General features: G+C 69.4%; 19 protein-coding genes and 1 tRNA gene. 12 read left to right on the plus strand and 8 right to left on the minus strand.

All coding sequences use genetic code 11. The features are described 5' to 3' along the window. Window positions 1-68: 68 nt before the first annotated feature. Window positions 69-1,238 (plus strand): site-specific integrase, encoded by a 1,170-nt coding sequence (locus EV375_RS19975; RefSeq protein ID WP_130300650.1) that lies wholly within the window; start codon window positions 69-71, stop codon window positions 1,236-1,238. 61 nt (window positions 1,239-1,299) lie between these two features. Here the strand turns inward: EV375_RS19975 and EV375_RS19980 are convergent. After that, window positions 1,300-1,373, minus strand: a tRNA-Gly gene (locus EV375_RS19980). 259 nt (window positions 1,374-1,632) lie between these two features. Between EV375_RS19980 and EV375_RS29815 the strand changes: the two genes are divergently transcribed. The 3 genes from EV375_RS29815 (at window position 1,633) to EV375_RS19995 (ending at window position 3,173) form a co-directional block, all read left to right on the plus strand. Then, window positions 1,633-1,824, plus strand: a complete 192-nt coding sequence (locus tag EV375_RS29815) for a hypothetical protein (RefSeq protein ID WP_055486763.1) — start codon at window positions 1,633-1,635, stop codon at window positions 1,822-1,824. A 220-nt stretch (window positions 1,825-2,044) separates the two neighbouring features. Further along, entirely contained in the window at window positions 2,045-2,620 is a 576-nt protein-coding gene (dcd, locus tag EV375_RS19990; RefSeq protein ID WP_055486764.1) for a dCTP deaminase, read from the plus strand. 76 nt (window positions 2,621-2,696) lie between these two features. Further along, window positions 2,697-3,173: a phosphoribosyltransferase gene (locus tag EV375_RS19995; RefSeq protein WP_130301979.1), complete on the plus strand. Its 477-nt coding sequence runs from the start codon at window positions 2,697-2,699 to the stop codon at window positions 3,171-3,173. 141 nt (window positions 3,174-3,314) lie between these two features. Here EV375_RS19995 and EV375_RS20000 read toward each other — a convergent pair whose 3' ends face one another. Both EV375_RS20000 and EV375_RS20005 read right to left on the minus strand, forming a co-directional pair. Beyond that, complete coding sequence (locus EV375_RS20000; protein WP_486588592.1) at window positions 3,315-3,893, minus strand: DUF5994 family protein; 579 nt, start codon at window positions 3,891-3,893, stop codon at window positions 3,315-3,317. Window positions 3,894-4,059: 166 nt separating this feature from the next. Then, entirely contained in the window at window positions 4,060-4,605 is a 546-nt protein-coding gene (locus tag EV375_RS20005) for a GNAT family N-acetyltransferase (RefSeq protein WP_130300651.1), read from the minus strand. A 353-nt stretch (window positions 4,606-4,958) separates the two neighbouring features. Here EV375_RS20005 and EV375_RS20010 point away from each other — a divergent pair, with 353 nt between their 5' ends. Then, entirely contained in the window at window positions 4,959-5,210 is a 252-nt protein-coding gene (locus EV375_RS20010) for a hypothetical protein (protein ID WP_130300652.1), read from the plus strand. 28 nt (window positions 5,211-5,238) lie between these two features. Here EV375_RS20010 and EV375_RS20015 read toward each other — a convergent pair whose 3' ends face one another. From EV375_RS20015 to EV375_RS20030, 4 genes are all read right to left on the minus strand, one after another. Continuing rightward, window positions 5,239-5,415, minus strand: coding sequence for a hypothetical protein (locus tag EV375_RS20015; RefSeq protein WP_486588593.1), 177 nt, complete (start codon window positions 5,413-5,415; stop codon window positions 5,239-5,241). Between the two features lie 10 nt (window positions 5,416-5,425). Continuing rightward, window positions 5,426-6,376: a Yip1 family protein gene (locus EV375_RS20020; protein WP_486588594.1), complete on the minus strand. Its 951-nt coding sequence runs from the start codon at window positions 6,374-6,376 to the stop codon at window positions 5,426-5,428. A gap of 373 nt (window positions 6,377-6,749) precedes the next feature. After that, the gene (locus EV375_RS20025; RefSeq protein ID WP_130300654.1) at window positions 6,750-7,157 is read right to left on the minus strand and encodes an ATP-binding protein; all 408 of its coding nucleotides are present in this window, start codon (window positions 7,155-7,157) and stop codon (window positions 6,750-6,752) included. A 454-nt stretch (window positions 7,158-7,611) separates the two neighbouring features. Continuing rightward, window positions 7,612-9,927, minus strand: a complete 2,316-nt coding sequence (locus EV375_RS20030) for a (Fe-S)-binding protein (RefSeq protein WP_130300655.1) — start codon at window positions 9,925-9,927, stop codon at window positions 7,612-7,614. A gap of 320 nt (window positions 9,928-10,247) precedes the next feature. Here EV375_RS20030 and dnaK point away from each other — a divergent pair, with 320 nt between their 5' ends. From dnaK to EV375_RS20055, 5 genes are all read left to right on the plus strand, one after another. Further along, window positions 10,248-12,125 carry a molecular chaperone DnaK gene (dnaK, locus tag EV375_RS20035; RefSeq protein WP_130300656.1) on the plus strand — a complete coding sequence of 626 codons (1,878 nt, stop codon included), beginning with the start codon at window positions 10,248-10,250 and terminating at the stop codon, window positions 12,123-12,125. Then, entirely contained in the window at window positions 12,122-12,856 is a 735-nt protein-coding gene (grpE, locus tag EV375_RS20040; protein ID WP_130300657.1) for a nucleotide exchange factor GrpE, read from the plus strand. The genes dnaK and grpE overlap by 4 nt, the downstream gene beginning before the upstream one ends. 57 nt (window positions 12,857-12,913) lie before the next feature. Continuing rightward, the gene (dnaJ, locus tag EV375_RS20045; RefSeq protein ID WP_130300658.1) at window positions 12,914-14,110 is read left to right on the plus strand and encodes a molecular chaperone DnaJ; all 1,197 of its coding nucleotides are present in this window, start codon (window positions 12,914-12,916) and stop codon (window positions 14,108-14,110) included. Between the two features lies 1 nt (window position 14,111). Next, window positions 14,112-14,570, plus strand: coding sequence for a heat shock protein transcriptional repressor HspR (locus EV375_RS20050; RefSeq protein WP_028437518.1), 459 nt, complete (start codon window positions 14,112-14,114; stop codon window positions 14,568-14,570). 297 nt (window positions 14,571-14,867) lie between these two features. After that, the gene (locus tag EV375_RS20055; protein ID WP_130300659.1) at window positions 14,868-15,722 is read left to right on the plus strand and encodes a hypothetical protein; all 855 of its coding nucleotides are present in this window, start codon (window positions 14,868-14,870) and stop codon (window positions 15,720-15,722) included. A 268-nt stretch (window positions 15,723-15,990) separates the two neighbouring features. Here EV375_RS20055 and EV375_RS20060 read toward each other — a convergent pair whose 3' ends face one another. Beyond that, complete coding sequence (locus tag EV375_RS20060) at window positions 15,991-16,521, minus strand: pyridoxamine 5'-phosphate oxidase family protein (protein WP_486588595.1); 531 nt, start codon at window positions 16,519-16,521, stop codon at window positions 15,991-15,993. A 106-nt stretch (window positions 16,522-16,627) separates the two neighbouring features. On the opposite strand from EV375_RS20060, the gene clpB reads away from it, so the two are divergent. Together clpB and EV375_RS20070 are read left to right on the plus strand one after the other, a co-directional pair. Further along, a complete protein-coding gene (gene clpB, locus EV375_RS20065) occupies window positions 16,628-19,267 on the plus strand; it encodes an ATP-dependent chaperone ClpB (RefSeq protein ID WP_130301981.1) in 2,640 nt (879 codons plus the stop codon). 91 nt (window positions 19,268-19,358) lie between these two features. Then, the gene (locus tag EV375_RS20070; RefSeq protein WP_055486779.1) at window positions 19,359-19,892 is read left to right on the plus strand and encodes a type III secretion system chaperone family protein; all 534 of its coding nucleotides are present in this window, start codon (window positions 19,359-19,361) and stop codon (window positions 19,890-19,892) included. The last annotated feature ends 1 nt before the right edge of the window (window position 19,893 follow it).

Raw genomic sequence — 19,893 nt, forward strand, 5'->3', positions numbered from 1 at the left:
GTTCCACCGTTCGTTGTACACACCCTTCAGCCGATGCGCCCGCGTCGCCGCTACGGGAGGGCTGCCTGATGGCGAAGAAGAGGCGTACGTTCGGCCGCGTCCGCAAGCTCCCGTCCGGTCGCTTCCAAGCCCGGTATCCCGGTCCTGACGGCATTGACCGCCCGGCCCCGGAGACGTTCACGTCGAGACGCGAGGCTGATGACTGGCTGGCCGAGAAGCAGACCGAGGTACGGCGCGGAGAGTGGCAGGATCCGGAGGCCGGGGCGGTCAACTTCGAGAAGTATGCGGTCCAGTGGGTAGGGGAGCGTGCCCTGTCGCCCACGACTGAGGAGCTGTACCGGCGACTGCTTCGGCTCCACGTCCTGCCCACCTTCGGTGGCCTCGACCTCGACGAGATCACCTCTCCGCGCGTCCGGACGTGGCGTACAGAACTGCTGAAGAGCACGGGAGCCACGACCGTCGCAAAGACGTACAGGCTGCTGAAGACCATCATGGGCACCGCCGCAGATGACGAGTTGATCCGTCGTAACCCCTGTCGCATCCGGGGTGCGGGCAAGGAATCCGCCGGCGAACGGCCCGTCGCAAATGTCGACCAGGTCGACGCACTCGCCGACGCCATGGGTCCGCGCTGGCGCCTCATGGTCTACATCGCGGCGTACGGCCCGGCCCGTCCCGAGGAGCAGGCCGAGATGCGGCGGTCAGACGTCGACCTCGATGCGGTCGGTATCTGGGTTCGCCGTGCTGCGCCGGAGCTGACTACCGGACGCCGCGCTGTAGGCGATACCAAGTCCGAGGCGGGGAAGCGGTTCATCGTGCTGCCGGGCTTCCTGCGTAAGGAGCTGAACCGGCACTTGGACTGGTATGCCCAGAAGGGTCCGAACGGATTGCTGTTCGTCGGCGAGAAGGGTGCCCCTTTCCGGCGAAGCTCGTTCGGGCGGAAGTGGCGAAAGGCGCGTGAGAAGGTCGGCATGCCAGAGGGCTTCCGCTTCTACGATCTTCGTCACACCGGGCATACCCTGTCGACGCAGAGCGAGGCGACGCTCAAAGACACGATGGTCCGGGCTGGCCAGTCCTCGGAGAAGGCAGCGCTGATCTATCAGCACTCCACGCTTGAGCGTCAGCGTGAGGTGGCCGCCGGCATCGAGGCCCGTGTCCTGGCCGAGCGGCATGCCGCCGAGCAGGGCAGCACCAGCAAGACCGACGACGGTACGGGCACGCAGCGGGCACGAGACCAATAGGAAGGGCTGAGACAGCCCGCACAACAATAGAGCCCCGGGCTTCTGGCCTGGGGCTTTGTGCTGGAGCGGGTGACGGGAATCGAACCCGCGCTCTGAGCTTGGGAAGCTCATGTTCTACCATTAAACTACACCCGCGAGGAGCCGTTCACTGTTCGGCTTCCATCGGTTCAACGCCGGACACTCTACCTCATCACCGACCCCCGCCGCACAGGCCGAGGGGTCTTTTTGCTGCTCCGGGACGGGGTGAGGGGACGGGGTGGGGGCCTTCGGGGCAAGGGAGTTGGGGCGTAGCGTGGGTCGGGGGGAGGCGCCCGGAGGGCTGTCAGTTTGATCCCCTAATGTGGCTTTCGTCGACCACCTACTTGTCGACCACGTACTTGGGGAGAGGAGAGCGATGGAGGCCACCGTCGTTCAGTGTGCCGAGGGGCACGTGTTCAGTACCTCGATGTTCCCGATGCAGAACCTCCGCAGCGGGCGCATCGGTCCCGGGCGGTTGCTGCGGTGTCCGCGGTGTGCGCGGCTGAGGCAGGCGGTGCCGGTGGGGGATGTCCCGTCAGTGCCGCGTCCCGGCCGCGGCGAGCGGTAGCCGTAGGGGAGGGCCCGTACGGGAAGCCCCCGGTACGGGGAGAGCTCGCGGGGAGCCGGGGAGCCGGGGAGGCAGCGGCGACTGGCGTGGACGGTTCGCCCGCCGCAGTTCGCATTACAGCGCAAACGGACAGCGCCGCACAGTGCCGTGTGACGGTGCCGTGTGGCAGCGGGGCCGGTTCGATTGGGCCGGCCCCTTGCCGTGCGCGTAGTCTCTGGCCGTGCTTCTCTCTGACAAGGACATTCGCGCCGAGATCGACACCGGCCGGGTGCGGATCGACCCGTACGATCCCGCGATGGTGCAGCCTTCCAGCATCGATGTCCGACTGGACCGCTATTTCCGGGTGTTCGAGAATCACCGGTACCCGCACATCGACCCCGCCGTCGAACAGCCCGATCTGACGCGGCTGATCGAGGCGGAGGGCGACGAACCCTTCATTCTGCATCCGGGCGAGTTCGTGCTCGCGTCGTCGTACGAGGTGGTCACGCTGCCCGACGACATCGCGTCCCGTCTCGAGGGGAAGAGCTCGCTGGGACGGCTCGGCCTGCTGACGCATTCCACCGCGGGTTTCATCGACCCGGGCTTCTCGGGTCACGTGACCCTGGAGCTGTCCAACGTGGCGACGCTGCCGATGAAGTTGTGGCCGGGGATGAAGATCGGGCAGTTGTGCATGTTCCGGCTGACGTCGCCGGCCGAGCATCCGTACGGGTCGGCCCTGCACGGTTCGCGCTATCAGGGTCAGCGGGGGCCCACGCCCTCGCGTTCGTACTTGAACTTCCACCGGACGCAGGTCTGATCCGTCCGATCGAGAGGGAGGAGCGCAGGTGGGTGACGAGGGCCGTGACGAGGGCCGGGAGAACCTGACGTATCCCATGTTCGGGGATGCCGTAAGGGAGTTGGCGCAGGCAGTCGCCGACGACGGATACGAGCCGGACATCATTCTGTCGATCGCGCGGGGTGGCCTCTTCGTCGCCGGCGGGCTGGGCTACGCGCTGGACGTGAAGAACCTGCACGTCACGAACGTGGAGTTCTACACGGGAGTGGGCGAGACCCTGGACATGCCCGTCATGCTGCCACCGGTGCCCAACGTCGTGGACCTGAGCCGAAGGAAGGTGCTCATCGCGGACGATGTCGCCGACACGGGCCGGACGTTGAAGCTGGTGCAGGATTTCTGCGCGGAGCACGTCGCCGAGGTGCGGAGCGCGGTGATCTACGAGAAGTCGCAGTCCGAGGTGAAGTGCGAGTACGTGTGGCGGCGTACGGATCGGTGGATCAATTTTCCGTGGAGCGTCCTGCCTCCGGTGCGCAGGCCCGGCGACCCGGTCACGCCTTCACGCGAAGCGCTCTGAGCCGACGTCCGTCTCGCTCTCTCCCGTTCGTCGCGGGCCCTGACTCCGGTCGGCCCGGCAGGCTCCGGAGCCTTTGCCGGCCGCCGCTCGTCGCGTCCCGGTGACGTGTCGCGGGCATCGGTGACGTCGGAGCCCGGCCGGTCACTCCCGGGAGGCCTGCCAGGCGGGGCGGGCGATGCCCGTCGCGACGAGGATCTGCTGCCCTGCCTCCGTGTTGCCGATGTGCGTTGCCATGGTCATCGCGGCATGTGCCTCGTCGACGGTGGCGTCGGGGGCGATGGCCAGGAGTGCGAAGTTGTCGAGGCCCCGGGTGACGACGACCGTGTCGTCCCCGAGGGGGAACCAGTCGATCTCTATGAGCCGGCCCGCGACGAAGAGCGGCTCGCCGAGCCCGTCCCAGACGTCGGCGTCCAGGCCGACGCGTTCTATGGGGCCCAGGTGTTCGCTCAGTACGGTCACCAGTCCCGGCAGCTCCGCGTGAATGTCGCGCGAGTGCGGCCACCAGGCCCCGTCGAACAGCCCGTCGTGGGAGGGCTCCCGCTTCAGGCGAAGCGCCAACAGGCCGGGTTCGACGGGGAGATGGAGTGCGCTCAGCGCGGAGAGATCCACGAGCGGCGTGTTCGGTTCCGTGTCCGCGCTGCCCGCGATGTGGATGCCTGATGTGCCCGGGGCGTCGGAGACGTGCGGTGCCGTGCCCGGGATGCTCGATTCGGCCCTCATGGTGCCCGCCCCCTTTGTCGCCCGGATCCGTCGCCCGGAGAGATCAGGCCGAAGCCGGCAGCCCGACACTTTCGGAGCGGACGGCGGTCTCGGCGGGCGTTTTCTGCCCTTTCGTCCCAGGCTACTACCGGAGGGCCGGTGCCTCAGCGCGGCGCCGACGGCCCTTCTACCTGCGAGAACGCCGGGTCCAGGCTTCGAGTGGCGGGCGGTCGGGCGACGGTGTGATCTTTCCGAGGCTCTCCCAGCCCCACGAGCCGAGCGCCTGGCGGGCCGGGGCATCCTGCTGGTCGATCAGCGTGACGGCGAGGCCGATGCCCGACGGGGACAGCAGGTGCTCCTGGAGGCGCGTCGCGATGCCGCGGCGACGGAAGGACGGCAGCACCATCAGTTCGGTCATCACGAACACCCGCCCCGCGGCGGTGAGTTCGGCCATCTCCGCGGGGAGCCGGCAGTGCAGCCCGTGCCACCACTCGTGGGTGCGTTCCGGGCGGTAGCCGTAGACACTGCCGACCAGCGTTCCGCCCGCGCTCGCGATCACCAGCTCGAAGCCGGCGAGCTGGACGTGCTCGCCGAGGCGGCGCAGATACTCCTCCCGTTCGTGGAACGCTTCACCGGCCGTGCCTCGGTACGCCTCGACGTACAGGTCGGCGACGGCGTCCCGCTCCCGGTCCGCCTGCCACCGGCTGAGCCGCCGCAGGAACACCTCTGCCATCTCTCCGCCCCCTCCCCGTCAGGCCGCCTCTCCCCCCGTCTCGCGACCGGGCTCGACCGGCATTGACCGACGGTGACGGGTCATCCACCGGGGGGAAGCGGAAAATGCTGAGAATACTCCGGTTTCGGGGATTCCGGCCTGCTCCTTCAGGTCCTGAAGTCCCCGCGCTCGGCGCCGAGTTGCCCGGAGCGGCAGGTGCGGCGCGGTCCACGGGGTGTGCGCGGGCGGAACGGGCGCTGTGTTTCGCAGACGAAATGGGCACCCGCGCTCTGGAGAGGTTTCAGCGGGAGAGGTATCCGCGCAGGCAGCACCCGGACATCCCGCCCCGCGCGAGCCGCAGGAGAGGAGCGACCATGCTGGACATCCTCGTCACCGTCGGCGTCATCCTCGTGCTGATCGCGCTGGCAGCTCTGCTGCTGCACCTGATCAACACGCACCGCGACCAGAGAATCGCCGCAGCCCGCTACGAAGACTTCCACCCCGGCAACCCGCCACGGCCCCCTGGGGACAGGGAGGAGAACGCCGGCCGCGGCGAGGCGCGGGAGCAGCGGGACCGGGAGGGGCCGGAGAGGGGCGGGGGCGGACCGCCGCCCCGGGAGGAGTAGCAGCACGGGCGGACCGACGGCGGCACTGTCAGGCGAGGTGCCGGGAGAAGAAGCGCAGCGTGCTGTCCAGCTCGAAGGACGGGACTTCCCGGTGCTTGCCGGGGTTGGCGTGCGGCGTCTTCTCGGCCGAGGAAAAGACGTCGAACAGCGCCGAGCCCGCTTCCCGCGGCACTCGTTCATCGTCCCACTGCACCAGGAACTCCACCGGGACGGTGCTAGAGCGTCCCCAGCTTGATCAGCACCAGCAGCGCCACGAGTTGTACCGCCGAGGCGCCCAGCGCCCGCGGCCATGCGAGGTCGTGGGAGCGGCTGACCATCATGGTGAACAGAGCGCCCGCAGCCACCCACGTGACCCAGCCCAGTACCTGGACGACCGGTGCGGTGCCGCCCATGAAGAGGGCGACGAGCAGCCGGGGAGCGTCCGTGAGCGACATGATCAGCATGGACAGGCCGACCGTCGGAGCCCATGCGCCGTCGCCGCCGAACTGCCGGGCGAGCGTGTGCGTCACCGCGCCGAGGATGAGGCCGGCGAGCACCACCGCGATGCCGGTGCTGAGGACGTACGGGATCGCGCTGGAGAGCGTGGCGTTGATGACCTCCTCGCGGGCCTGGTCGAGACCGAATATGGCCAGCAGCCCGTAGAGGAACGTGACGAGGACAGCCGTGGTCCACACGCTGTGGTCGCGCATCTGCCAGAAGGTCGCGCCGGGGCGCAGCAGGATGCCGCTCAGCAGGTCCTTCCAGTGGAGCCGCGGGCCGGAGGGCGGCGCGGGGCGGCTGTAGTCGTAGCCGTCGTCCTGGCCGTAGCCGCCGGCGTGGGCGTACGGGTCGGGCACGGTGAAGGACCGGGTGTGTCCGGCGGAGTTCGCATGCGGGTCGGAGACGGGGCCGCCCTGCCGCTGCCCGGGGCCCGCCGCGTAGGGGCCGGGGCCGAACTGTGGTCCGCCCTGCCCCTGTCCGGGATGCGGCTGCCCGCCCCGGTCGTCGAAGTACTCGGGCTCGCCGTGGCCGCCGCCCATGCGCGGCCACTGCTGGGCCGGACGCTGTCCGTACGCTCCGGCGCCGGGGGGCGGAGTGCCCACCCCCGGTCCCTGCGGTCCGCTGTACTGCCCTCGCTGCTGCGCGTTCCGGGAACCCCGGCCGCGTCCGATCCTGAAACCAGCCACGCCTTCGAACGTACCTTGTCCGCAGGGGCGCGATGCGGGGCCGGAGAGATTGGGGACGGCATTGTGGCCGATCCGGTACAACCCGTAGGGGTCACCCGCAGGGACGGCTGAGGGCGTCATCGTTCGCGGGTACGAGTCGCGGGTACGAGTCGCGGGCCCGGAGGGCCGTGGACGGGCGGGACGTGGAGAGGCGGGGCCGCCTCCGTGAGCGGGTCGCGGCCCCCGGACCGTACGACCCGGCGGGTGCGGCGTCGTGCTGCGCGGTCCGAGGGGGGGGAGACTCGGCGGTCCGAGCGGGGAGACTCGCGTCCGCACCAGCGCGGGCCTCCGCCTCTCACGCCTGTGACGTTGCCCTTGCGGCTGCGGAGTCGTTTCAGCCGCCCGGCAGTCTCACCGCCAGGGTCACCACCGCGCCGGAGTCCGGGCCCGCCGGTTCGACGCTGAGCCTGTCGGTGACGAGGCGCGCGAGCCACAGGCCGCGGCCCGCGGTGGCTCCCGCGACGCCCGGAGCGAGTTCGGGGATGACGTCCTCGGAGAATCCGGGGCCGGAGTCCTCCACGCGGCACTCCAGCTCGCCCGCGAGGTGACGCATCACCAACCGGCCCGTTCCGCCCGCGTGTTCGACGGCGTTGGTCGCCACGGCGTCGACAGCGACCACGAATTCACCTCTGCGGGGCTCCGCGAGCCCGGCAGAGGCCGCGCACTCCTCGACTTCGATGCGGATGCGCGGGAGGTCGCGCGAGGTGAAATGCAGTCGGCACAGGCGCTCGTTGGTCAGCATGCGCCCATCTCCTCGACGGTGGTCGGTCTACGAACCGGGTCCTCTCCGTGCCTGGACGGTGTGCGGACTCGGTTGCTTGTGCCCAGCACGTTATCGGGCTGTGAGCTCCGAGTGGAGAGGTGTAAGTGCCACTCATCGGCGACAGCGGGCCGCGCCGGGGCGTGACGCGTCTCCCGTCTCGCGGAGACAGGGGGGACAGGGCGGGCCTTCACCGCCACGTCGCCGCCGTCCAGCAACGGGGTCGCCTCCTTCTGTTCGGGATTTCGCAGCCGCTGGTCAGCGAGGCTAGGACGCGGGGTGCCGGTTGGGTATCCCCCGAAGGCGATTGACATGTGAAGAACGTTAAGTGACCGAATAAGAACGGAGGTTGTCGCAAACGAGCGGAGCTTGCCGTTCTGGAAGGCAAGCTCCGCTCGATCACGCGTATTTGTGCCGGGAGGCGGGCCCCGGAGGCCTACTTGGCGGGCTCGGGCTCCGTGCTCTCCTCCTTCTCCGGTTCGTCCGACGGGCCGTCCGACGGTCCGCCGTCGTCACCGGGCGTGCGCACGGAGTCGAGCAGCAGCTGCGCGACGTCGACGACCCGCAGGTCCTCCTTGGCCTGGGCATCGTTCTTCTTGCCGTTGACCGAGTCCGTCAGCATGACGAGGCAGAACGGGCACGCGGTCGAGACGATGTCCGGGTTCAGGGAGAGGGCTTCGTCCACGCGCTCGTTGTTGATGCGCTTCCCGATGCGCTCTTCCATCCACATCCGGGCGCCGCCGGCGCCGCAGCAGAAGCCGCGTTCCTTGTGGCGGTGCATCTCCTCGTTCCGCAGGCCCGGCACCTTGCCGATGATCTCGCGCGGCGGCGTGTAGACCTTGTTGTGCCGGCCCAGGTAGCACGGGTCGTGGTAGGTGATCAGACCCTCGACGGGCGTGACGGGGACCAGTTTGCCCTCGTCGACGAGGTGCTGGAGCAGCTGCGTGTGGTGGATGACCTCGTAGTGTCCGCCCAGCTGCGGGTACTCGTTGGCGAGCGTGTTGAAGCAGTGGGGGCAGGTTGCGACGATCTTCTTCTTCGAGGCCGGGAGCTTGGTGCTCTCGTCCTCGTCGTCTTCTCCGAACGCCGCGTTCAGCGTGGCGACGTTCTCCTCGCCGAGCTGCTGGAAGAGGAACTCGTTGCCGAGGCGGCGGGGCGAGTCACCGGTGCACTTCTCGTCGCCGCCCATGATCGCGAAGTTGACGCCCGCGATGTGCAGCAGCTCGGCGAAGGCCTTGGTGGTCTTCTTCGCCCGGTCCTCCAGGGCGCCGGCGCAGCCAACCCAGTACAGGTAGTCGACCTCGGTCAGGTCCTCGACGGTCTTGCCGACGACGGGCACCTCGAAGCCGGTGGCCTCCGCGAGCTCCTTCGTCCACTCCAGACGCTGCTTCTTGGCCAGGCCCCAGGGGTTGCCCTTCTTCTCCAGGTTCTTCAGCATCGTCCCGGCCTCGCTCGGGAAGGCGCTCTCGATCATCACCTGGTAGCGGCGCATGTCGACGATGTGGTCGACGTGCTCGATGTCGACCGGGCACTGCTCGACGCACGCGCCGCACGTGGTGCACGACCACAGCACGTCCGGGTCGATGACGCCGTTCTCTTCGGCGGTGCCGATCAGCGGACGCTCGGCCTCCTCCAGCGCGGCCTTCGGCACGTCCTTCAGCTGCTCGTCGGTCGCCTTCTCCTCGCCCTCCATCGTCTTGCCGCCGCCGGCGAGCAAGTACGGGGCCTTGGCGTGCGCGTGGTCGCGCAGCGACATGATCAGCAGCTTCGGCGAGAGCGGCTTGCCGGTGTTCCAGGCGGGGCACTGCGACTGGCAGCGGCCGCACTCGGTGCAGGTCGAGAAGTCGAGGATGCCCTTCCAGGAGAAGTCCTCGACCTGGGAGGCGCCGAAGCGGACCTCCTCCTCGTTGTCGTCGTCGAGGGCGGTCTCGAAGTCGATCTCCTTGCCGCCTGAGACCATCGGCCGCAGCTCGCCCAGCGCGGTACCGCCCTGCGCGTCGCGCTTGAACCAGATGTTGGGGAAGGCGAGGAAGCGGTGCCAGGCCACACCCATGTTGGTGTTGAGCCCGACGACGATCATCCACACGAAGGACGTGTCGATCTTGATGAGCGCGACGAGGTACGTCAGGTTCTGGAGCGCGCTCACGCTCAGTCCCTCGAAGGCGGCCACGAGCGGATACGAGACGAAGTACGAGGCCTCGTAGCCGTCGACGCCGTGCAGCGCACCCTCGAGCCCGCGCAGCACCAGGATGGCGACGCCGATGGTGAGGATGACGTACTCGACGAAGTACGCCTGGCCCGCCTTGGAGCCCGCGAAGCGGGACTTGCGGCCCGCGCGCGATGGCAGGCTCAGCAGGCGGACGACGATGAGCGTGATGATGCCCAGCGTCGTCATCAGGCCGATGAACTCCGTGAAGATCTCGTACGGCGCCCACGTGCCGATGAGCGGCAGAGTCCAGTCGGCACGGAAGAGCTGACCCATGGCGTGCACGAGCGTCAGCACGAGCGCGAAGAAGCCCACGGCGACGAACCAGTGCGCGAAGCCGATGACGCCCCAGCGGTTCATCCGGGTGTGGCCGAAGAACTCACGGGCGACGGTGAGCGTGCGCGCTCCCGGGTCGTCGGTGCGAAGGCCCTCCGGCACCGGCTGTCCGAGCCTGACGAAGCGGTAGATCTGCGTGACGGCGCGCGCGAACAGCGCGATGCCGACCGCGGCCAGCACCAGCGAAACGACGATCGCGGCGAGTTGCATGCGGGCTCCTCGGGCGGCCTTCGAGCGAGACCTGATCGATTGGCTTACTAAGCAGTAACTTAACTGATCCGTATGAGATTACCCAGTCCTCCGGCCCTGCTGATACCCGGGCGGGCGGTGATATGCGTCGCGGGGCGCCATGGCACGCGTGTGCGCCGTCCGGTGCGGCCGGTCCCGTTGCTCCGTCCCTGGTGGGAGGCGGGTGCGCATAAAGACTGCATAAGAGTTGAGTGGACCACGCTCAAGCCAGTTGACGTTATCGGGGCGGCCATGCACTCTTGAGTCAGCTTCACTCAAGACATCAGCTGGAGGAAACCGAAATGGCACGTGCGGTCGGCATCGACCTGGGCACGACGAACTCCGTCGTCAGTGTTCTCGAAGGCGGTGAGTCCACCGTCATCACCAACGCCGAGGGCGCCAGGACCACGCCGTCCGTTGTGGCGTTCGCTAAGAACGGCGAGGTGCTCGTCGGCGAGGTGGCCAAGCGTCAGGCCGTCACCAACGTCGACAGGACGGTCCGGTCGGTCAAGCGTCACATGGGCACCGACTGGAAGATCAACCTGGACGGCAAGGACTTCAACCCGCAGCAGATGAGCGCGTTCATCCTGCAGAAGCTGAAGCGCGACGCGGAGTCCTACCTCGGCGAGAAGGTCGAGGACGCCGTCGTGACCGTCCCGGCGTACTTCAACGACGCCGAGCGTCAGGCCACCAAGGAGGCCGGTGAGATCGCGGGCCTCAACGTGCTGCGCATCGTCAACGAGCCGACGGCCGCCGCCCTCGCCTACGGGATGGAGAAGGAAGACCAGACGATCCTGGTCTTCGACCTCGGTGGCGGCACCTTCGACGTCTCGCTGCTGGAGATCGGCGACGGTGTCGTCGAGGTCAAGGCCACCAACGGCGACAACCACCTCGGTGGTGACGACTGGGACCAGCGCATCGTCGACCACCTGGTCAAGCAGTTCCAGTCCGGGCACGGCGTGGACCTGTCCAAGGACAAGATGGCCCTCCAGCGTCTCCGTGAGGCGGCGGAGAAGGCGAAGATCGAGCTGTCCAGCTCGACCGAGACCTCGATCAACCTGCCCTACATCACGGCGTCCGCCGAGGGGCCGCTGCACCTGGACGAGAAGCTGACGCGCTCGCAGTTCCAGCAGCTGACCGAGGACCTGCTGGCGCGCTGCAAGACCCCGTTCCACAACGTGATCAAGGACGCCGGCATCCAGCTGTCCGAGATCGACCACGTGGTGCTGGTCGGTGGCTCGACGCGTATGCCCGCCGTCGCCGACCTGGTCAAGGACCTGACTGCCGGCAAGGACGCCAACAAGGGCGTCAACCCGGACGAGGTCGTCGCCATCGGCGCCAGCCTGCAGGCCGGTGTGCTCAAGGGCGAGGTCAAGGACGTCCTGCTGCTGGACGTCACCCCGCTGTCCCTCGGCATCGAGACCAAGGGCGGCATCATGACCAAGCTGATCGAGCGCAACACCACGATTCCCACGAAGCGTTCGGAGACCTTCACCACGGCCGAGGACAACCAGCCGTCGGTGCAGATCCAGGTCTTCCAGGGCGAGCGCGAGATCGCCGCGTACAACAAGAAGCTCGGCATGTTCGAGCTGACGGGCCTGCCGCCCGCGCCGCGCAACGTGCCGCAGATCGAGGTCAGCTTCGACATCGACGCGAACGGCATCATGCACGTGTCCGCGAAGGACCTCGGCACGGGCAAGGAGCAGCGGATGACCGTCACCGGCGGCTCGGCGCTCCCGAAGGAAGACATCGAGCGCATGATGCGCGACGCCGAGCAGTACGCCGACGAGGACGCCAAGCGCCGCGAGTCGGCGGAGACCCGCAACCAGGCGGAGCAGCTCGTCTACACGACCGAGAAGTTCCTCAAGGACAACGAGGAGAAGGTCCCGGGCGAGATCAAGACCGAGGTCGAGAGCTCTCTCGAGGACCTCAAGGAGAAGCTGAAGGGCGAGGACACCGCGGCGATCCGCGAGGCCAGCGAGAAGGTCGCGTCCACCAGCCAGAAGCTCGGCCAGGCCATGTACGCCGACGCCCAGGGCGCCCAGGGCGCCCAGGACGAGGCCGCAGGTGCGCAGGCCGGTGCCGGGGCTGCCGGTGAGGGCAAGGCCGAGGGTGACGAAGACGTCGTCGACGCCGAGATCGTGGACGACGAGCAGAAGCCGAAGGGTGGTGCCGCGTGACGGAGGAGACTCCGGGTTTCGACCAGAAGCCCGACGTCCCCGCCGACGCCGTACAGCCCGATGACGCTGCGGCGCAGGCCGCCGGACCCGTCCCCGCGGAGGACGCGGGGGGTCCGGCGGAGCCCGCCGGGGACGTGACCGAGAACGAACAGGAAGGCCGGTCCGGAACGGAGGCTTCCTCCGCCTTCGGCGGGGAGACGGGTCAGAATCCTCAGGAAGCGGCGCTGACCGCTCAGCTGGACCAGACCCGTACGGCTCTGCACGAGCGCACGCAGGACCTGCAGCGGCTCCAGGCGGAGTTCCAGAACTACCGCCGCAGGGTCGAGCGCGACCGCGCGGCGGTGAAGGAAGTCGCCGTGGCGAATCTGCTCACGGAGCTGCTTCCGGTGCTCGACGACATCGGCCGGGCCCGTGACCACGGTGAACTCGTCGGCGGCTTCAAGTCGGTGGCGGAGTCGCTGGAGATGGTCGCGGCCAAGATGGGTCTGATGCAGTTCGGCAAGGAGGGCGAGCCCTTCGACCCGACTGTGCACGAGGCGCTGATGCACTCGTACTCGCCCGACGTCACGGAGACGACGTGCGTGCAGATCCTTCAGCCCGGGTACCGAATCGGCGAACGCACCATCCGCCCCGCGAGGGTCGGTGTGGCCGAGCCGCAGCCGGGTGCCCAGGGTCCGGCAGGTGAGGAGTCCGCCGACGAAGAGGAGAACGGTGGCCCCGACCAGGGCTGACCAGACAAGGCAGGACGGCACGCGCGGATACGGCACCGGGGAGGAGGGACGCCGCGGATGAGTACCAAGGACTTCATCGAGAAGGACTACTACAAGGTTCTCGGCGTCCCGAAGGACGCCACCGAGGCCGAGATCAAGAAGGCGTACCGCAAGCTCGCCAGGGAGAACCACCCCGACGCCAACAGGGGCGACGCCAAGGCGGAGGAGCGCTTCAAGAACGCCTCCGAGGCCTACGACGTGCTCGGCGACGCCAAGCGCCGCAAGGAGTACGACGAGGCGCGCGCCCTGTTCGGCAACGGCGGCATCAGGACCGGCGGTCCGGGCGGCCCCGGGGGTGCCGGCGGTTTCAACTTCGACCTGAGCGACCTCTTCGGAGGCGGTCAGCCCGGAGGCACCGGCGGCCCGGGTGGTGCGGGCGGCTTCGGCGGCGGTCTCGGCGACGTGTTCGGCGGCCTGTTCAACCGCGGCGGTGCCGGTACGCGCACCCAGCCGCGGCGTGGCCAGGACATCGAGTCCGAGGTGACGCTCAGTTTCACCGAGGCCGTGGACGGGGCGACGGTCCCGCTGCGGATGTCCTCCTCGGCCGCGTGCAAGGCGTGTGCCGGAACGGGCGACAAGAACGGCTCACCGCGCGTGTGCCCGACCTGTGTGGGCACCGGCCAGGTCTCGCGCGGCGGCGGTGGCGGCTTCTCCCTGACCGATCCCTGCGTCGACTGCAAGGGCCGCGGGCTCATCGCCCAGGACCCCTGTGACACGTGCAAGGGATCGGGACGGGCGACGAGTTCGCGGACCATGCAGGTCCGCATCCCCGCGGGCGTCAGCGACGGGCAGCGCATCAGGCTGCGCGGCAAGGGCGCACCGGGCGAGCGTGGAGGTCCGCACGGCGACCTGTACGTCGTCGTGCACGTCGACAGTCACCCGGTCTTCGGGCGCAGGGGAGACAACCTGACCGTGACCGTGCCCGTCACCTACCCGGAGGCGGCGCTCGGCGGCGAGATCAAGGTGCCCACGCTCGGCGGCCCGCCGGTCACGCTCAAGCTGCCGCCGGGTACGCCCAGCGGCCGCACGATGCGGGCCCGCGGCAAGGGCGCCGTGCGCAAGGACGGGACGAAGGGCGACCTGCTGGTCACCATCGACGTATCGGTTCCGAAGGATTTGAGCGAGAAGGCAAAGGGCATCCTGGAGTCCTACCGCGACGCGACCGCAGCGGAGGACCCGCGGGCCGCTCTGTTCCAGGCCGCGAAGGGAGACTGAGGTGAACGGCCGAGGTGGACGACGCAACCCCTACCAGCTGACCGACGAGTCCCCTGTGTACGTCATCTCGGTCGCCGCTCAGCTCTCGGGTCTTCACCCGCAGACCCTGCGCCAGTACGACCGCCTCGGGCTGGTCTCGCCGGACCGCGCCGCCGGGCGGGGCCGGCGCTACTCGGCGCGCGACATCGAACTCCTGCGGCAGGTACAGGAGTTGAGCCAGGACGAGGGGATCAACCTCGCGGGAATCAAGCGCATCATCGAGCTGGAGAACCAGGTCGCCGCGCTGAAATCCCGGGTCGTGGAGCTCCAGCAGGCGGTCGAGGGCGCGGCCGCGGCCATGCAGCAGCGCGAGGCACAGGTCCACGCCTCCTACCGCCGCGACCTCGTCCCGTACGAGGACGTGCACCCGCAGTCCGGCGCCCTGGTGGTCTGGCGGCCCAAGAAGCAGCGCCGCGACTGAACGAGTCCCGGGCTCCCGGTGGGCAGCGGCCGCTCGGGGGCGCGCTGCTGCCGCTCGGCTCCGAGCCGTTGCGCGGGCCCAGGACGGGCAATCCGTCGCCCTCCGGGTCGGTGAGGACCACCCGCGGATCGTGCTCGCCCCGCCTCGTCCACACCGGCCTGTTCCCATTCGAGGGACATCGGCAGTGAGCGCAGATTCCGCGGCCCGCCCACCGGCCGGGGCCCGGAACCCTCCCCGGTTAACCTGATCAGGTGTGCGCCGTTGGCCGTGGGGACGGCGACGGCGGAGCGTATATGCATGACGTCGACACGTGCGGCGCTCGCCGCCCTCCTGACCTGCACCACTTCGCTGGCTCTGATGGGGGCGAGCGCGCCCGCGCCGTATCCGCCCGCTTCGAAGGGGAGCCCCTGGCCGCAGGGAACGGTGAGTACGGTCGGGAAGCTCGTCGCCGAGCTGCCGGGTCATCAGGCGGAGTCGTGCTCCGCCGCGATCATCGACTCGCCGAGCGGCAGCATCGTCGCCACCGCTGCGCACTGCATCTTCAGCCCGGAGCGTCCGGCCAGGCCGCGGGCGATGTACTTCCAGCCCGCCTACAAGGGCCCGGGCGGCGACAAGAAGGGCAGGCGCGGCGGCACGGGCGACGCCCCGAAGGCGGTGATCGCTCACGGGTGGAGGGTGACGGCGTGGAGGACGGCGCCCGGCTGGAACAGCAAGAAGGACCTGGAGTCCGTGCTCCCGTACGACTGGGCGTTCCTGCGGATGGAGAAGCGGAACGGCCGCACGATTCAGCAGGTGTACGGCGCGAACAAACTCAAGACCGAGCCCCTGCGGGGCGGCACCACCGCGACGCTCGGCTACCCCGCCTCCTCGCCGTTCGACGGGGAGACGCTCAACTACTGCTCGGGCAAGGCACATCGCTACAAGCGCGGTGAGATCGCGGCCAGCAACGTGGGCGCCCTGTCGCTGTCTCCGTGCCGGCTCACGCAGGGGGTCAGCGGCGGCCCGTGGCTGCGCAATCTCGACAAGAAGCGGGGCGCCGGGACGCTGGTGGCCGTGACCTCGGTCGGCTCCAAGAACGAGCTGCTGGGGCGGCCGTATCCCAAGTCGGCCCGGGCGGTGCTGAAGGAGTTCGGGGCCGTGCACGGGCGCTGAGCCGCGCGGCGAGCCGCCGGTCCGCTGAACCCCTGGTCCGCTACCACCCGGCCGGTTGAACCCCTGGCCCGCTGAACCCCTGGTCCGCTACCACCCGGCCGGTTGAACCCCTGGCCCGCTGAACCCCTGGTCCGCTACCACCCGGCCGGTTGAACCCCCGGTCCGCCGAACCCCCTGGTCCGCTGCCCCGGCCCGCTGAACCGCCGGGGCTCCGACGGGGGCTGCGTGCCTGCTCCGTGCGGCCCGTTCGTGTGCGGCGGACGGGAGTTCACGCCTCCCGGCTCATGCCCAGGGTCCGGTCGACGGTGATCTCGATCAGTACGCGTTCGGGGTTGGGGGTGGGCCGCCGCCCGTAGCGCTCCTCGTAGCGGCGCTCGGCGTCGGCGACCGACTCGGCGTCCGTACGGATGCGCGCGCGGCCCTCCAGCGTCGACCAGCGCCCGCCGTCGACCTGGCAGAGGGCGACGCGCATGCCCCCTTCGCCGGCGGCCGCGATGTTGCGCGCCTTCCTGCTGTGGCGGCGGGTGACCACGCGGGCGGTGCCCACCGCTCCGCGGGCCGCGCCCGCGCCCTGCGTCCCGTCCGCCTTCGCGGGGCCGTCCGCCTGTGCCGTCGTGTCCGCCGCGGGTCCGTCCGGCCGTGCGGGCGGGCTGGGTTCGTACGTCACGCTCACGGGCACCACGTGCGGTGTGCCGTCCGGCCGGAGGGTGGTGAGGGTCGCGTAGCGGCGCTCCCTCCAGAAGGCGTCGAGGGGGGACGCGGCGGACGGCTCGGGCGGGTGGGTTTCCATGCTCGTCATGGGAACGAATCTAGTCGCGCGATAGTTGAGTGGAATAGACTCAACTTGCTGGATGCTGAAGCTAGCAGTGAGCAGCAAGCCGCATACGAAGGAGGCACGCACGCCAGTGGACGCGGAGCTGACCAACAAGAGCCGGGAAGCGATCAGCGCGGCCAGCGACAGGGCGGTGACGGACGGGCACCCGGACATCACCGCGGCCCATCTGCTGCTCGCGCTCCTTCAGGGCGAGGACAACGAGAACATCTCCGACCTGATCGCCGCCGTCGACGCCGACCAGGCCGCCCTCCGCTCGGGCGCCGAACGCCAGATCGCGGCGCTGCCCAGCGTCCAGGGGTCGACGGTGAGCAAGCCGCAGCCGGACCGGCCGCTGCTGGCCGTCATCGCGGACGCCACCCAGCGGGCGAAGGAGCTCGGCGACGCCTACGTGTCCACCGAGCACCTGCTCATCGGCATCGCCGCCAAGGGAGGCCAGACGGCCGACCTGCTCAAGGAGCAGGGCGCCACGGACAAGAAGCTGCTGGAGGCGTTCCAGTCCTCGCGCGGCAGCCGCCGGGTCACCAACCCCGACCCGGAGGGCACGTACAAGGCGCTGGAGAAGTTCGGCACGGACCTGACCGCCGCCGCACGCGAAGGCAGGCTCGACCCGGTCATCGGCCGGGACCAGGAGATCCGCCGCGTGGTGCAGGTGCTCTCCCGCCGTACGAAGAACAACCCGGTGCTCATCGGTGAGCCCGGCGTCGGCAAGACGGCGGTCGTGGAGGGCCTGGCCCAGCGCGTCGTCAAGGGCGACGTCCCCGAGTCGCTCCGTGACAAGCGCCTGGTCGCGCTCGACCTCGGAGCGATGGTGGCGGGAGCCAAGTACCGGGGCGAGTTCGAGGAACGGCTGAAGACGGTGCTCTCCGAGATCAAGGAGAGCGACGGTCAGATCATCACCTTCATCGACGAGCTGCACACCGTCGTCGGCGCGGGTGCCGGGGGCGACTCCGCCATGGACGCCGGCAACATGCTCAAGCCGATGCTGGCCCGCGGCGAGCTGCGCATGGTCGGGGCCACGACTCTCGACGAGTACCGCGAACGCATCGAGAAGGACGCCGCGTTGGAGCGCCGCTTCCAGCAGGTGCTGGTGGCCGAGCCGACCGTCGAGGACTCCATCGCGATCCTGCGCGGGCTCAAGGGGCGCTACGAGGCGCACCACAAGGTCCAGATCGCCGACAGCGCGCTCGTGGCCGCCGCGGCGCTCTCCGACCGCTACATCACCTCGCGGTTCCTGCCGGACAAGGCCATCGACCTCGTCGACGAGGCCGCGTCCCGGCTGCGCATGGAGATCGACTCCTCGCCCGTCGAGATCGACGAACTCCAGCGCGCCGTCGACCGGCTGAAGATGGAGGAGATGGCGCTCGCCAACGAGACCGATCCCGGCTCCGTCGAGCGCCTGCAGCGGCTGCGCCGCGAACTGGCCGACCGCGAGGAGGAGTTGCGCGGACTGACCGCCCGCTGGGAGAAGGAGAAGCAGGGCCTCAACCGCGTCGGTGAGCTGAAGGAGCGCCTCGACGAGCTGCACGGCCAGGCCGAACGGGCCCAGCGCGAAGGGGACTTCGAGTCGGCCTCACAGCTGCTGTACGGGGAGATCCCGGACGTGGAGCGCGAGTTGGAGGAGGCCTCCGCCGCGGAGGAGGAGGCCGCGTCCCAGCCTGAGCGCGAGACGATGGTGAAGGAGGAAGTCGGCCGCGACGACATCGCGGACGTCGTCGCCTCCTGGACGGGCATCCCCGCCGGCCGGCTGCTGGAGGGCGAGACGCAGAAGCTGCTGCGCATGGAGGACGAGCTGGGCAGGCGCCTGATCGGTCAGACCGAGGCCGTACGGTCCGTCTCCGACGCCGTCCGGCGCACGCGCGCCGGCGTCGCCGACCCGGACCGCCCCACCGGCTCGTTCCTCTTCCTCGGCCCCACCGGGGTCGGCAAGACCGAACTGGCCAAGGCGCTCGCGGACTTCCTCTTCGACGACGAGCGCGCCATGATCCGCATCGACATGAGCGAGTACGGGGAGAAGCACTCCGTCGCCCGGCTCGTCGGCGCCCCTCCCGGCTACGTCGGATACGAGGAGGGCGGGCAGCTCACCGAGGCGGTGCGCAGGCGCCCGTACTCCGTCGTGCTGCTGGACGAGGTCGAGAAGGCCCATCACGACGTCTTCGACATCCTGCTCCAGGTCCTCGACGACGGGCGCCTCACGGACGGCCAGGGCCGCACGGTCGACTTCCGCAACACCATCCTCGTCCTCACCTCCAACCTGGGCAGCCAGTACCTGATGGACCCCCTGGAAAAGCAGGAGGAGAAGCGCGAGAAGGTGCTCGCGACCGTGCGTTCGTCCTTCCGCCCGGAGTTCCTGAACCGCCTGGACGACGTCGTCGTCTTCTCCGCCCTCAGCGGGGACGAGCTGAGCCGCATCGCACAGCTCCAGATCGAGGCGCTGCGGCGGCGGCTGTCCGACCGGCGGCTGGAGCTGGAGGTCACACCCGACGCGCTGGCCTGGCTGGCCCGCGAGGGCAACGATCCGGCGTACGGGGCAAGGCCGTTGCGGCGTCTGGTGCAGACGGCGATCGGCGACCCGCTCGCCCGCGAGATCCTCTCGGGCGAGGTGCGCGACGGTGACACCGTGCGCGTCGACCACGTCGAGGGCTGGGAGGGCCTGATGGTCGGCAGCACCACACCCGAGGCCGCGGGAGACGCGGACACCGTGAGCGCCTGACCGGCGGTGACGCGGGCCCGTCCCGCGTCGCTTGCCAGGAAGGGCCCGGCATGGTGGAGGATGGCGACATCCGTACGAAGGGAAATACACGGTGAGCATCGATCCGTCCTCGATTCCGAACTTCGGGGGCAAGGAGCCCGGCCCGGAGGAATCCGGCCCGACCGGCCCTGTCATCCCCGACCAGGAGCTGGTCAAGCAGCTGCTGGACCAGATGGAACTGAAGTACGTCGTCGACGAAGAGGGAGACCTCGCGGCGCCGTGGGAAGAGTTCCGCACGTACTTCATGTTCCGGGGCGAGGAGGAGCAGCAGGTCTTCTCGGTCCGTACGTTCTACGACCGGCCCCACCCGATCGAGGACAAGCCGAAGCTGCTGGAGTCCATCGACGACTGGAACCGGCGCACGCTGTGGCCGAAGGTGTACTCCCACACCCACGACGACGGCACCGTCCGTCTGATCGGTGAGGCGCAGCTGCTGATCGGCACCGGGGTCTCGCTCGAGCACTTCGTCTCCAGCGTGGTCAGCTGGGTGCGTGCGTCGATCGAGTTCGACAGGTGGCTCGTCGAGCAGTTCGGCTTGGAGAAGGACGCGGAGTCCGGCGAAGAAGGGCCCGACGGCTCCGCCTGAC

Source organism: Streptomyces sp. CNZ301 (genome assembly GCF_004217425.1).

Excerpts from the sequence above, each read along its gene's own strand:
- EV375_RS20025 (WP_130300654.1), bottom strand. The coding sequence starts at position 7,157 with ATGCTGACCAACGAGCGCCTGTGCCGACTGCATTTCACCTCGCGCGAC.
- dnaJ (WP_130300658.1), top strand. The coding sequence starts at position 12,914 with ATGAGTACCAAGGACTTCATCGAGAAGGACTACTACAAGGTTCTCGGC.
- EV375_RS20060 (WP_486588595.1), bottom strand. The coding sequence starts at position 16,521 with ATGACGAGCATGGAAACCCACCCGCCCGAGCCGTCCGCCGCGTCCCCC.
- EV375_RS20000 (WP_486588592.1), bottom strand. The coding sequence starts at position 3,893 with ATGAGGGCCGAATCGAGCATCCCGGGCACGGCACCGCACGTCTCCGAC.
- EV375_RS20005 (WP_130300651.1), bottom strand. The coding sequence starts at position 4,605 with ATGGCAGAGGTGTTCCTGCGGCGGCTCAGCCGGTGGCAGGCGGACCGG.
- EV375_RS20010 (WP_130300652.1), top strand. The coding sequence starts at position 4,959 with ATGCTGGACATCCTCGTCACCGTCGGCGTCATCCTCGTGCTGATCGCG.
- EV375_RS20030 (WP_130300655.1), bottom strand. The coding sequence starts at position 9,927 with ATGCAACTCGCCGCGATCGTCGTTTCGCTGGTGCTGGCCGCGGTCGGC.
- EV375_RS19975 (WP_130300650.1), top strand. The coding sequence starts at position 69 with ATGGCGAAGAAGAGGCGTACGTTCGGCCGCGTCCGCAAGCTCCCGTCC.
- EV375_RS20055 (WP_130300659.1), top strand. The coding sequence starts at position 14,868 with ATGACGTCGACACGTGCGGCGCTCGCCGCCCTCCTGACCTGCACCACT.
- EV375_RS19995 (WP_130301979.1), top strand. The coding sequence starts at position 2,697 with ATGTTCGGGGATGCCGTAAGGGAGTTGGCGCAGGCAGTCGCCGACGAC.
- EV375_RS29815 (WP_055486763.1), top strand. The coding sequence starts at position 1,633 with ATGGAGGCCACCGTCGTTCAGTGTGCCGAGGGGCACGTGTTCAGTACC.
- dnaK (WP_130300656.1), top strand. The coding sequence starts at position 10,248 with ATGGCACGTGCGGTCGGCATCGACCTGGGCACGACGAACTCCGTCGTC.